General features: G+C 52.1%; 10 protein-coding genes. All 10 read right to left on the reverse strand.

Going from position 1 to position 13,608, the window contains the following annotated elements:
* Window positions 1–11: 11 nt before the first annotated feature.
* The 10 genes from L6H70_RS17870 to L6H70_RS17915 all read right to left on the reverse strand — a co-directional run bounded on the left by L6H70_RS17870 (window position 12) and on the right by L6H70_RS17915 (window position 13,361).
* Complete coding sequence (locus tag L6H70_RS17870; protein ID WP_236335334.1) at window positions 12–1,433, reverse strand: spore germination protein; 1,422 nt, start codon at window positions 1,431–1,433, stop codon at window positions 12–14.
* A gap of 188 nt (window positions 1,434–1,621) precedes the next feature.
* Entirely contained in the window at window positions 1,622–3,352 is a 1,731-nt protein-coding gene (locus tag L6H70_RS17875) for a protein O-GlcNAcase (RefSeq protein WP_236335335.1), read from the reverse strand.
* A 24-nt stretch (window positions 3,353–3,376) separates the two neighbouring features.
* Complete coding sequence (locus L6H70_RS17880) at window positions 3,377–5,110, reverse strand: family 10 glycosylhydrolase (protein ID WP_236335336.1); 1,734 nt, start codon at window positions 5,108–5,110, stop codon at window positions 3,377–3,379.
* A gap of 46 nt (window positions 5,111–5,156) precedes the next feature.
* Complete coding sequence (locus tag L6H70_RS17885; RefSeq protein WP_236335337.1) at window positions 5,157–6,803, reverse strand: extracellular solute-binding protein; 1,647 nt, start codon at window positions 6,801–6,803, stop codon at window positions 5,157–5,159.
* A 34-nt stretch (window positions 6,804–6,837) separates the two neighbouring features.
* A complete protein-coding gene (locus L6H70_RS17890; RefSeq protein WP_236335338.1) occupies window positions 6,838–7,728 on the reverse strand; it encodes a carbohydrate ABC transporter permease in 891 nt (296 codons plus the stop codon).
* A 26-nt stretch (window positions 7,729–7,754) separates the two neighbouring features.
* Window positions 7,755–8,681 carry an ABC transporter permease gene (locus L6H70_RS17895; protein WP_236335340.1) on the reverse strand — a complete coding sequence of 309 codons (927 nt, stop codon included), beginning with the start codon at window positions 8,679–8,681 and terminating at the stop codon, window positions 7,755–7,757.
* A gap of 24 nt (window positions 8,682–8,705) precedes the next feature.
* Entirely contained in the window at window positions 8,706–10,004 is a 1,299-nt protein-coding gene (locus tag L6H70_RS17900; protein WP_236335341.1) for a 6-phospho-beta-glucosidase, read from the reverse strand.
* Window positions 10,001–10,978, reverse strand: coding sequence for an N-acetylglucosamine kinase (locus L6H70_RS17905; RefSeq protein ID WP_236335342.1), 978 nt, complete (start codon window positions 10,976–10,978; stop codon window positions 10,001–10,003). Before L6H70_RS17905 ends, L6H70_RS17900 begins: the two co-directional genes overlap by 4 nt.
* Before the next feature lie 21 nt (window positions 10,979–10,999).
* Window positions 11,000–11,989, reverse strand: coding sequence for a LacI family DNA-binding transcriptional regulator (locus L6H70_RS17910; protein ID WP_236335343.1), 990 nt, complete (start codon window positions 11,987–11,989; stop codon window positions 11,000–11,002).
* Window positions 11,990–12,383: 394 nt separating this feature from the next.
* On the reverse strand, window positions 12,384–13,361 hold the full coding sequence (locus tag L6H70_RS17915) for a LacI family DNA-binding transcriptional regulator (protein ID WP_236335344.1): 978 nt from the start codon (window positions 13,359–13,361) through the stop codon (window positions 12,384–12,386).
* Window positions 13,362–13,608: the final 247 nt, after the last annotated feature.

Raw genomic sequence — 13,608 nt, forward strand, 5'->3', positions numbered from 1 at the left:
ATCTACCATTCCTACTTTCTGTTTTTTTGCCTTACCCGGTTGGAGGTTCCCACCTGTGAGGGCCGGGTTCTGAGCATGGAAAAGGGTGCCCGGATGAATACATCCTTCCAATCCCCTGACTTCATCGGTGCAACGGGCATGACATAGGACGTACCCAGACTGGTAAGACCGGATAGATGAATCACAACAGCTGCAATTCCCATCACCAGCCCCATATTGCCCCAGACTCCGGACAAAATGATGATCCCGAACCGGATCAGCCGGATAGAAGCGCTCATCATATAGCTGGGAATGACAAAGGACGCGATGGCGGAGGAAGCCACGGCAATAATCAGCACATTACTGGTCAGACCGGCCTGTACCGCCGCCTGTCCGATTACAATACCGCCTACGATCCCTATGGTCTGGCCGATCTTGGTAGGCAGACGGGCGCCCGCCTCACGCAGCAGCTCAATCATGATCTCCATGAGCAGCGCCTCATAGACCGGAGGGAAAGGGACTCTGTTGCGTGATTCGGCCAGCGTTCTCAGCAGTGCTTCTGGAATCATCTCGTAATGAAAAGTGGTCACGGAGACATACATCGCCGTAAAGGTTACGGTAATTATCAATGCCAGAAATCTAAGCAGCCGCAAGGCCGTACCGAGTGCCCAACGCTGGTAGTAATCATCGGGAGAAGAGAAAAATTCAAAAAATGCAGCAGGTGCGCTGATCGCTGTAGGGCTGTTGTCAACAATGGCAACAATCCGTCCGGCAGCGAGCTTGGATGCGACAACATCCGGCCTTTCTGTAATGAGGAATTGGGGAAACACCGAATTCGGCATGTCCTCAATAAATTGGGTCAGCATTCCCCCGTCGTTAAGTGTATCCGTCTCAATGCTTTGAATCCGCCGCCCCATATCTTCAACAAACACCGGATTGGCAACATCCTTGATATAGAGCAAATAAACAGCTGTTTTGGATATTTCACCGACAGCGAATTTTCTGATTTTGAGATGGGGACTTTTGAGTCTACCCCGGATTAAGGATATGTTCGTAAGCGCCGACTCAACAAAAGCATCATGAGGGCCTGCAATAATCGTTTCGGTCTCCGACTGCTGCACACTGCGTGCCTCGGGGCCATATACATCCAGTAAATAGACCATCCCCCGGTGAAAAATGGCAACATTGCCTTCCAGGATGCCGACAACTGCCTGTTTGGGATCACTTACGGGGGTGAATTGCGACTGCAGCAGCAGCTGGTCAACCTCATCCAGTCCGATTTTGGAAAAGGGCTCCTGAATCTCTTTGATGAATGAAGTCGTGTCCACCAGATGCGAAAAATACACAATATCAGTCTCAATTTCCGGATAGGACCGATGGTTCAAATCGGCGCATTGATCGAACTCTTCAAGAATATGTCCAAGCGAAAGCGGATTGTGCGCCATCGAACTCATTGAACACCCTCCCTGCAACTACTATTTTCGGGTAGTATTCCCAAAAACCGCATGGATATTTATAGCAAAAAAACCTCCGTTACCCGGTAAGGGTAACGGAGGTTCTGCCAGATCTTATAGGACTTCGCCGGTAACGGCTGAACCGCAACGGTCCGTTCGCGGAGCGTCAAACAGAACTTTAGGAGCGGTTAGGTTACGTCCTCAGCTTCCAAAGTCAGCCGGTATCCGCTTTTCTCCTCCTGGACAGCAAGTCCCCAGGCTTCAGCCGCTCTCCAGGCCGGATCACTGCCCAGCCGGACCTTAAAGGCCTGACAGGCTTCGGCCCGCCCTCTTAATTCATCATTGCTTCCGGGTCCGGCCGTCCCGCTCCCGGTTCCGGTCACCTTCCGCCGTACCGCTCTCCACAGCTCTACATCCGCCAGGGCTCTGTCCAGCCAAGGTCCTGCTTCTTCCTTAAATTTGCTGTTGTCCCATTGAATTAACCGGGAGACGGTGCTCTCCAGACGGCCGAAATATACATCGAGCCTGCCCATATCTTTGGTCTTCAAAGCCTCGTTCAGTTCCTCATATCCGCCATTATAGAGCTGGCTGTTCAGATTCTGTCGGCAGAAGAACATCATATCCTCTGCGAGCTCTCCGGCAAATTCCCGGACCGACAGCTCCCAGGACAGCTCCGGCATATAACGTTCACTGTTCCACATGTAGTGGGCCAATGTATTGAGCGTAATTTTGGAGCATTCCCATTGAACCATCGGATTCGCTACCACCGCCTGATGCCCGGTCCGGCCAAGCTGTGAATAACGCCCGCGGACCGGGTCCAGAAACAGCCGGTCGTAGTCGGCATCATTAACCGGTATGTTATCCCACAGCCACAGCTCATGCCCGTAATAACGGTGATTATCCTGTGCATGCCTGCTTCCGATTTGCCGGGCAAAGACGGCGGAACCCGTCCAGAATACCTTGATGTCAGCATGCAGCTTCTCGCGGATATCCCTTTTATATTCAGTATCCCAATAGGACCAGTATTCCGAGGGGCACATCGCCAGTGTAAACCCCGGCAATTGAGAGCTTAAATAGGTATGGACGCAGTTTGCCACATAGGCGTGAGCCAGCCCGGAGCGTTCCAGGTAATGAAGGTTATCCCCCGACAGTGCATAGTTGATATCATCCATCAGCAGGGCAAAATGCCGGACACCGATGGAGATCATCGCTGCCAGCTTCGCTTCCAGACTGGCAAAATCCGTCCTGCTGCGAAACTGCAGATCGTTCCCCGGACTAATGCAATAATAGAAGTCCACCAGATGATCATCACATTCCTGCTTCAGCTCTGCAATCCGGGCAAAAACATCCTCAGGATAAGGCTCACGCCACAGCTCGCGGTGATAAGCATCATCCTTCGGGGCATACATAAAGGCGTTCATCCGGTGATCCGCTATATAGTGTACAGCATCCATCCGGTCTTCAAAGCTCCACGGCGTGCCGTAGAAGCCCTCAATAATGCCGCGGACCGGAAAAGAGGGCTCATCGTGAATGGTTGCCACCGGCAGCTGGCACTTGCCGTCTTCCATGCTCAGCAGCCGGGTGAGCGCATCCATCCCAAACTTTAGTCCTCTTTTATTGGAGGCAGCTATTATTATCTTACCGTCCTTGCTAATCTCCAGCTGATAACCGTCCGGCTTAAGCGCTCCGTCATATTCAAGCTCGAGAGTGATATTGGCAGGCTCGGTAGCCTCCTCTCCTTCTGATTCTTCAATCATTACAATCCGGTTATCAGCAGCAAGCGGACTTTCGTATTTCTGGATCATGGAAAATTTGGAAGACAGCCTGCATCGCAGCTGCTGCCCTTCCAGCACCAGTACCTCGCCCTGATCATAATAGTCACGGAAGTAATACTGCCTTTCCCTTAGCGGCATAGCCATATTCACGCCTCCATTGCGCTGCACTTAGTTCGTAATCTTCACATTTCCAAACACGGCCTTATTCCGCGAGTCATCTCCGGGATTGCTGAGCGCCAGGCCGATATACACCTTGCTGGTCATCGGAACCTGAACTGATCCTACCGTCTGCCAGCTTGTTCCGTTGGATGAAATGGCCCCAGTAAAGGTATTTCCGCTCCGGGTCAGCTTCAGCCACTTGGGAGCCGTTGCAGCCGCAGTATGGTCGGCGGTAACACCGGTGGTCGCTGCACGGTACTGGAAGCTTGCACCATTCTCAGGGGTAAGCATCATATCTACATGCTTCGCATCATGATTAAGCGTCTCGCGGATCATCACTCCGGCTTTGGCCCAGCCGTCCAGGCGGCTGAAGGACTGTACCTTAACAATAATCTCGGCATTGCCTCTCAGGGATTGATAGATATAATTCAGCTGATCGCCATTTCCCCAGATGTCCGTAGAGCTGCTGCTCACCATAAATTGCTTATTTGAGGAGCTGTACGTAACCGTCCCTGGCTGGGAGCCGATATTCCGCGCCTTCCATCCGGCCGGCAATTGGGCAGGATAGTCCTGATCCTCCGGGGACGTCCAGTCCGGCGTCGGCCAGGTTTCACGTTCATGGATTTTGATCAGCTCGGATTCCGGCCACGCCCCGTAAGCAAAGAAGGACAGCCGCTTTACGCCCGGGTAATTCTGGCGGATTCCCTGGTATATCTCCTGGTATTGATCGTCTGTCCAGTCATTATCCAGCGTCGCCACAATTTCCGCCTGGCTGCCGTTGATTCGGTCGCTTGTATCCTTCAGGATTCCGTAAGACGTGCTGTACACCCAGTCGCTGTTGAAATCCCAGTCGTCGAAATAGGCCATAGGGGCAACAAAATCAATATCATCCTTAAATTTGGCTACATTCTGTCCGACTTCCGTAAATTCAGGCGGCAAAATATACACCCCGAGCTGCACATCCGGGTTCGCTGACTGGTTAATGTCTTCGCGGATATCGCCCACGTACTCGCCAATCTGTTCGGTTCTCCATTCATTCCACTGCTGCCGCTTCGCCGAATCGGTATTGAAATTAATGGTCAGCGGTGAATAACCGAACTGTGCCTGGTATTTCGCCACCGTGTAATCGCTGACGTCCATGTTGTAATTGTCGAAGCGGATCCAGTCCAGCACGACGCCGTCAACATCATAATTATCGATTACTTCCTGAATAATGGAGCGTTCATACTCCTGCACTTCCTGGCGGATCGGATTAACGAAATATTCGTTGCCGTTCGAACCCTTAAACGGCGTCCGCACCCCGTTCACCAGCGCCTGCATCTGCCATTCCGGGTGTTTCAGGAAGGCCTCCTGATCATGAAACTGCGGAATCCAGGCATGAACCTTGATCCCAGCGGCATGGGCGGCCGTGACAACCTCCTGCAGGGCATCGAAATTCTCATAGCCCTGGGCAATTGGAGCGATATCACTCTGATAGAACACACGACCGGACGGAACCTCGTCATCCTCATCCTGCTTCACGTTCATGCTGATGACATCAACGCCGTAGGTCTTGGACAGTGCGATAAAATTCGTGACATCCGTCTTATTCTTGAACTGATTAACGGTCCGGACAATAACCTCCGTCTCAAAAGGAGTATTGCTCTCCCCCGCAGCCTTAACAGGAGCAGAAGTGCCTATGACCGGAATAACCAATAAGAAGCTCAGCGCCGCAATGAATCTCTTTTTGAATGTAAATGTCATAATCCCGCCTCCGTATAATTAGTCTCATTCAGCCTTCAGACAAGAATTATTTCGTCGCGTTGATTTTCTGCACATTCTCCTGCCATTTTTCAGTCTTGAACGCAAGCAGCTTATCCAGTCCGGCTTTATTGGCATTCTTCCTGGCCGTCTCCAATGCAGACAGCACTTCTTCATCCGACTTCGCCTGAACCATCTGGGCAAAGGCAAGCGTATGAATATCCTGAATATTCTGGGCGATGATGCCGGTCTCTGTCTCCGGAACCGGGTCGGTATTCACGAACTCCGTAATATCCAGCGCCGTCTTCCAGGTGACTGTCGATTGCGCCACTGTCTCCCATGATTTCTGATTGGCAGACAGTGAGGCTTCGAGGCTCATTTTTGCCGTATCAATAAAGGTTGTATTGCCCGCCCAGTTGAAATCCTCGAATTTGCGCATCGTTTCCGTACGCTCATTGGCCGGCGTAGTCTTGTATTTCTCGTTCGGAACCGGTGCACCGTCAGCATCCTCCTCATCCCAGTACAAGCCTTTCGGACCGAAGAACAGCACCTTCTGTCCCTCCGGACCCGTGATCCAGTCAAAATAAGCGAAGATCGCCTCCGGGTCCTCGGCCCTCGTCGTAATGACGTTCACATTCCAGCCCAGTGTCTCAAAGCCGCTTACAAAAACTTTGTTTTTGTCCAATCCCGCTTTGTGGACAGGCCAGATGATTTCATAACCGCTGTCCGGATTGTTCGCTGTCAGCGCCCGATGGCCTTCCGCCCCGTAGGTCGTGATGTTCGATTCAACCATGACCGCCACCCGGCCTGTATTTACCTTTTCTTTAACCGCATCCTGGGTCTGCTGCAGCGCATCCTGAGTAATCAGGCGTTCCCGGAACAGCTTGTTGATATAGAGCATCATTTCTTCATAGGAAGGATCATCATAGATCGGGAGCAGCTTGTCGCCTTCCGGATAACCCATAAGGGAGATGAATTTGCTGGTGGCATTCTCCCTGAACCCTCCATACATGATATCAAGGCCTGCCCCCTTCTCACCAACCTCCAGAGGCACTACATCCGGGTATTTGTCACGTACCTGGAGCAGATACTGATACAGGTCGTCAAAGGTTTCCAGCGCCGGTCTGCCGAGCGCGTTATAGATATCTTTATTGACCATCCAGCCGCCGTTGCCGAATTGCCCGGAGGTGTACCAGTTAGGAATCTGATAGATCTTGCCGTCCTCAGAGCGAAGCAGGTTCAGGGTGGACTCTTTTACATATTTCTTGAAGTTTGGATACTTCTCATAATAATCATCCAGCGCAACGAGTCTTCCGGCCTGCACCAGCCGTTCCACTGTGGAGCCCCGGTCGGTGAAGATGACATCCGGCAAATCGCCGCTGACGATCATAGTGTTAAGCTTTTCAGCGGAGGCTCCCCCTGACTGTATCGGCTCAACGGTAACCTTCCTGTTCGCCTGAATCCATCGGGTCGCCTCATTCTCTCCCCAGGGCGCTGTCGTCAGCCAGTCATAGTTACCATAAAAGCTGAAGGCTACGGGTTTAATTCCGGTGCCGTCATCCGCCGCGGCCGCGGTATTCGAATTTTCCCCGCCCGAATTCTGTGCAGCGCCGGAATTTCCGCCTCCGCTACAGGCCGTGAGCAGCAGCAGCAGAGTGACCGTCACAAGTGATACCCCTTTCAAGCGATTGCGCATTCGTTTTCCTTCTTTCTTCATGAAATGGAGACTGCTATTCTTTCAATGAACCGATCAGCACACCCTTAACGAAATACTTTTGGAGAAAAGGGTACGTTAAAATAATTGGAATCGTCGCGATCATCATCGTCGCCATGGTCAGCGACTTGGTGGTAACCGTCCGGTTACGGTTCATATGATCCAGAGCAATGGCATTGGAGGACCCGATTTCGGTCATAATGTTGGAGTTCATAATCTGCCGCAGCAGGGTCTGAATGGGAAGCAGATGATCCTTGGTAATGTAGATCGCTCCGGTAAACCAGTCATTCCAGTAACCCACAGCCGTAAATAAAGCAATGGTAGCGAGCACCGGGCCGGAGACGGGGATGACAATCCGGAAAAAGATACCATAGTTGCTGCAGCCGTCAATCTTGGCCGATTCCTCTAGCCCATCGGGCAGAGCAGCGAAAAAGGTACGGATGACAATCATGTTATAGACGCTGATGATTCCCGGAATTACCAGCACCCAAAAGGTGTCCAGCATCCCCAGTGAACGGATCAGCATATACGAAGGGATCAGCCCCCCGCTAAAAAACATCGTGATCATGAAAAATACCATATATTGCTTGCGGAACAGCAAAGTCTTCTTGGACATTCCATAGGCTAACAGTGCCGTAAAAAAGACGGATAATGCCGTACCGCTCAAGGTCCGCAGAATCGTAATCATGAAGGAATTCAGCAGCCGGTGATCCTGAAACACAATATAATAGTTCTCAAGTGTATATATTCTCGGCCACAAGGTCACACCGCCGAGTGCCGTATCACTCCCCTGATTAAAAGAGATGACCAGCGCGTTCCAGAACGGATATAGCATGATCACCGACATCAGTGCCAAGAGAAGATAAATCGTCCGCTGCATCATTTTGTCGCCCAGGCTTAGTCTCATTGTTCACCCTCCTATAGGTTGCAGGTCTACCAGAGACTGACATCGGCCCGGCGGGCGATTTTGTTGGCTGTCACCAGCAGAATTACACTGATTACCGCTTTGAACAGCCCTACCGCTGTCGCATAAGAGAATCTGGCATTGAGTATTCCAACACGGTACACATAGGTGTCGATAACATCGGAGTAAGGCCGCAGGATTGGATTGGTTGCCAGCAGCAAAATGTCCTCAAAGCCCGCACTGAGCAGATTGCCGATGGCCAGAATCATAAAGATGATAATGACAGGAGAAATGCTGGGGAGTGTAATGGTAAAAATCTGCTTAAACCGGCTTGCGCCGTCGATCGAAGCGGCCTCATACATGGCCGGGTCAACGCCGGCGATCGCGGCCAGGTAGACGATGCTCCCGAACCCGATCTCCTTCCACACATTGACGCTCACCAGAATCGACCAGAAGTACTCCGGTACCGCCAGAAAGTTCACCGGCTCATGGGTCAGGTTCAGCCGTTCCAGCACAAAATTCACAGTTCCGTTATCAACGGACAGCAGCGAGAACACGAAGCCGGATACGATGACCCAGGACAGGAAGTAGGGCAGGTAGCTGACTGTCTGGACAAGCCGTTTAAAGCCCATGCTCCCGACCTCGTTCAGCATCAGGGCAAGCAGTATCGGAGCAGGGAAGGTAATCACCAGCTTGAGCAAGCTGATTACAATCGTATTTCGCATCACATTCCAGAACTCGGGGGCTTCAAAAAACATTCTGAAATGCATGAATCCCACCCATGGGCTTTCCAGAATACCGTTAAAAATATCGTACTGCTGAAAGGCCATTACCACGCCATACATCGGAATGTAGCTGAATATGGCAACAAAAATAATTCCCGGCCAAACCATGGACTGTAAATCCAACTGATTGGTCAATTTTTTCCATACACCCGGTTTAACGGCCGCCTTCATCCGCTTTTCCTCCTCTGGCGCCTTTTAGTAAAATAACGGCAGGTACGGTTTGTTCTTCTCCAGCATTTCATCCAGCAGTTGCTCCGCTACAGTGACCGAAGGCATCAGCGGATGATGGACGAGTGCCTGCAGGGCAATATCACGGTCTCCGCGCACGGCGGCTTCAATGGTCAGGCTCTCATATTGCTTGACCGCAGCCAGCAGACCTTTGACGGACTGTGGAACCTTGCGCAGTGGAACCGGCAGCGGACCTTGTCTGGTCACCAGACAGTTCACCTCAATCGAAGCATCATCCGGCAGGAAGTCAATAATGCCGTTGTTGCGTACATTTAGCGTCTGGATATCGCGTGCATCATTGTAAATGGACCGCATCAGCAGTACGGCTGCCTCTGAATAATAGGCCCCCCCGCGCTGCTCCAGCTGCTTCGGCTTCTCCTTCAGCTCCACGTTCCGGTACAGCTCGAACAGTTCCTCCTCTACCTTCTTCACGACCTCTGCGCGCGATCCGGTCGTTGCCGCCGCTTCCTTCTGCTCCTCCAGCATGGCGTCCGTCATATAGTAATAGCTCAAATAATAGGAAGGGATGGCTTTGAGCCCGTTCAGGAACCGGTGGTCCCAGGCATCAAACGGCACATTGTTGGCCTTATAGCTCTGGGGATAATCTATAAGTTCTTGCAGCTTGCTCTCTCCGCCCACCACAACATCGGATACCCAATGCAGATGGTTGATGCCGACAAATTCGGAGTAAATTTTTTCTATCGGCAGGCCGAAGAAGCCGGAGAGCCATTTTTGAAACCCAATCGGCGAGTTGCACAGGCCTACACTCTTGACCGAAGAATATTTGTGCACCGCCTCGGTTACCATGCCTGCCGGATTCGTAAAATTAAGCAGCCAGGCATCCGGCGCAAGCTCCTCAATATCCCTGCAGATCTCCAGAATGACCGGAATGGTCCGCAGGCCCTTCATCATTCCGCCGGGGCCGGTCGTTTCCTGGCCGATGACATTGTACTTAAGCGGAATGAGCTCATCCCATTTGCGCGCCTCAAGCATCCCTACCCGGATCTGCGTGCAGACAAAGTCTGCTCCGGATATCGCCTCCCGGCGGTTCAGCGTCTCCACCACCGTGACCGGCAGTCCGGCTTCAGCAACCATGCGCTTGCTCAGCTCCGCAATCGTATGCAGCTTCTCTCTCCCTTCTTCAATATCTACAAGCCATACTTCGCCGACGGGGAGCTCTTTATGATGCATAATGATGCCTTCCATAAGCTCGGGTGTATAGGATGACCCCGCCCCGATGACAACCAGCTTCAATGATTCCTTCATGAGAATAGCCCCTCCTTGCCCAGTGATAGATGATGAATAACTTCCTGGCTTACACGCATACCGCTGCTTTCCATCGCCAGAATGACCGAGCCTACAACCGGCTCACGGGTTAGAATGCTTAAGGTGCCATTTGGAGCCGCATGCTTCACTCTCTGCTCAATGGCCCGCCGGATGATGCCGGAGCGGTCCCCCTTGGTAAGGAGACTGCCTGCAAGAACAATGTCAAAGGTGTCGTTGTCCATGCCCAGATTACGGATCGTCGCTGCCGCGGCTAAACCCAGCTCATCGCCTTGCCTAAGCAGCAGTCCGGCCGCAACCCGGTCCCCTTCATCTGCCGCCTGAAACAGCAGCTCGGCAATGCGGGGAGGCAGGTCCCTGGAATGATCCAGGTAATCTTCCCTTAGCTCCGAAACACTGGAATATCCCAGCAGATCAATTAATCGTTCGCTTAAAACCGTACTATACTCTCTCCCTTCATCCGCCCGCAGAACACTGCGGAACACCTCTACGCTCAAATCATAGCCGCCGCCAAAATCACCAAACCGGTAGCCGAACCCGCCGCACTGGTATGTAGCTCCTGAGGAATTCTTCCCGGCACAGTTGACACCCGACCCGCAGATCAGCACGATCCCGTAGCTTTTCTCAGTCCCCGAGCGCAGCGCATTCCAGGTATCGCAGGAAATCTCCGACCGCGGAAGCTCAAGCCGGCCGATGATAGGCCGCAAAATCTGAAAGTCCGGCTCCCGGTCCGCTCCTGCCAGACCAAACCAGGAGTACTCCAGCTGGTCCTTGGTTAGGCCTGATGATTTAAGCGCTTCCGATACGGCCTGCTGCAGACTGTCCTCGGCCTCCCTGCGGTTCTTCTGGTGATTCCCGTTTCCTCCTCTGCCTGCACCGATGACCTTGCCCTGTTCATTTGCGATCATCGCATAGGTTTTACTGCCCCCTGCATCCACTCCCAAGTAATACTTCACTGATCGTTTCACTCCTAAAATTCAGGTTAATCTTACAGATGCGGTTGATTCACGTACGAGAAGCTGAGGAGCGAGCTTCGTTTCAGCCGGCGGCAGCACCTCCCCGTTGATCAGCTTCATCAGCAGCTCTACGCCGATGCTGCCCATTTGCGCCTCAGGCTGCCTGACCGTCGTCAACCGGGGGTAGAATTCACCCACGAACTGCTGATCATCAAAGCCGACTACCGAAATATCATGCGGGACCCGGATTCCCTCTTCGCGCAGCGCCTGAACAAGCCCCAGGGCAATAAAGTCATCCCCGCAAAAGAAAGCCGTCGGCAGCTTATCCTCACGCGCCCATCTTTTGGCCACTTCATAACCGCCGCTTACCGTAAATCCGCAGGAATCTGTGCCGAAGGGCGCCAGCCCCGCCTCATCCAGCGCCTGCAGATAACCCCGCTTGCGTTCCGCCACACTCAGAAACACCGAGGGTCCGCCGATATAAGCAATCTTCGTATGTCCAAGGCCAATCAGGTGCCGGGTAGCCTCATATCCGCCCAGATAGTTATCGACGACGACGCTGGGAACATCCTCATGCCGGAACTGGTTATCCAGTAGAACGAACGGAATGTTTCTTCTTTTCAGCTCCTCCACGTATTCCTTTTCCTCAAGCGGAGACAGCAGAATGATTCCGTCAACACGGTCCTTCTGGAACAGAAAGTTAACCCCTTCTTCCTCATTCTCGGCTATGGACAGAGCCAGGAAGTAGCCTTGCTCGGCCAGCTTCCGGTTCACTACGCGAATCACCCGGTCATAGAAGGAGTCGTTAAAGTTGGTAATCGACATCCCTATAACTCCGGTTTTGCCGCGCACAAGACTCCGGGCTGCCGAATTGGGCGAATAATTTAATTCCTCCATGGCACTTAGCACTTTCTGCCGGTTGCCTTCACGTACAGAAGGTGAATTGTTAAGAACTCTGGATACAGTCACTACAGAGAGTCCCGATTTTTTGGCTACATCATGAATATTCATCTAAGGTTCCATACCTCCAAAACAAAAGTTTAAACGATTTAACTTTTGGAATAAAAAAATATGTCCACTGAAATATGGCTATCACTGAGTATCGACTAAAACCGCACATTTCGTGTCAGTTACGCCTTTTCTTGCAATTTTAAATCTTTACTAAAGTTAAAAGGTTTTTACTTTGAGATGATTTTACAACCATTCCCAATGTTCGTCAATCCATAAATTGCAAAAAAACCTTCCATCACCCTGACGGATGAACAAAGGCTTGAAAGCGTTACCTTTTAAGCAAGGCAAATTTAATTCAGTCCCTGAGCTCGACTAGCCGGAAACTGCCTGCAACAGTTGAGCTTTTGCGGTTTAGTCTTGCATAAGGTTAGAGATATGGCAGACCCGCCTCCCCCTACACCGTCCCCCGCTCAATAATCTCATAATCGAGCTTGCGGTGTACGGGCACGCGGCTGCCGGTCCTGATCTGCTCATGGATGATGCGGAAGGCAGCGGCGCCCATGTCATAGAGGTGGTTGTCGATGGTGGTGATATCGAGCAGCCGGCCGATCGGCTGGTTGTCGAAGCCCATGACCGCCAGATCCTCCGGGATGCGCAGCCCGTGCTTGCGGGCCTCGATGATCAGGCCGGCGGCGACATGGTCACCGGTAATGATCAGCACCTCGGGCCGGTCCTGCATGTCCAGCAGCGATAGCGCCACTCCCGCTCCATCCTCCTCCGTCATACAGTCGTAGACCATCCACTCCTCCCGGAAGGGGAGGTTACGCTCGGATAGAAATGCACGGAACGCGGACTGCCGGATCGAGGCGCTGCTGCCGTTCTGCCGGCCTTCACAGTAGCCGATTTTACGGTAGCCTTTGCTGCTCAAATACTGCAGGCCATCCCAGAAAGCCTCATAATGCTCAATATAAACCGAGGAGAAACGCCGTTCGCCGCTGTCCTGGCAGGTAATAACCGGACCGTAGTCCGTATATTCCTCGATCACCTCCGGCTGGAGCGCCGTAGAGACGATGACCACGCCGTCAATCTCCTTATTGCGCAGCATCTCAAGCACCTTCAGCTCCTCCTCGGCAGCATAGTTGCTCTGGCAGAGAATTAGCCGGTACTGTGCATTCAGCGCTTCATGGGCCAGCCCGTCCATCACAATCGAGAAGTAGTATAAATTGATATATGGCAGAATTACCGCAATAGCTCCGGTCCGCCCGGTAATCAGATGCACGGCATTCATATTCCGGGAGTAGTTTAATTGCTCTATGGTATTAAGCACGGCGGCTCTTTTTATGTCGCTGACATAAGGATGATTATTAAGCACACGGGATACAGTCGTTACAGAAACACCGGCGATGCGGGCGATTTCTTTAATGTTGGCCATCAGCAAGCTTCCTCCTGAATAGGATGATACTGGTTTTATTTTACCACATCGGCCTTCAATACCTTCTCATAAAAAAAGCTTGCTATGGAATCCATTTCATATATTACACTGGTTCTGCAACAGCTTACCGGACTAAACTGGCGTGACCGAAAGGGCGTGACAGACCGGTACAGTACTCGTCTTTGCCGCCGGGAGGGCGGTTTTTTTTACGTTCTTAGGAATACACTTCAGCTTGTCTGCTTCCCCG

Origin of the sequence: Paenibacillus auburnensis, assembly GCF_927798115.1 — a bacterium.
GTDB lineage: Bacteria > Bacillota > Bacilli > Paenibacillales > Paenibacillaceae > Paenibacillus_AQ > Paenibacillus_AQ auburnensis.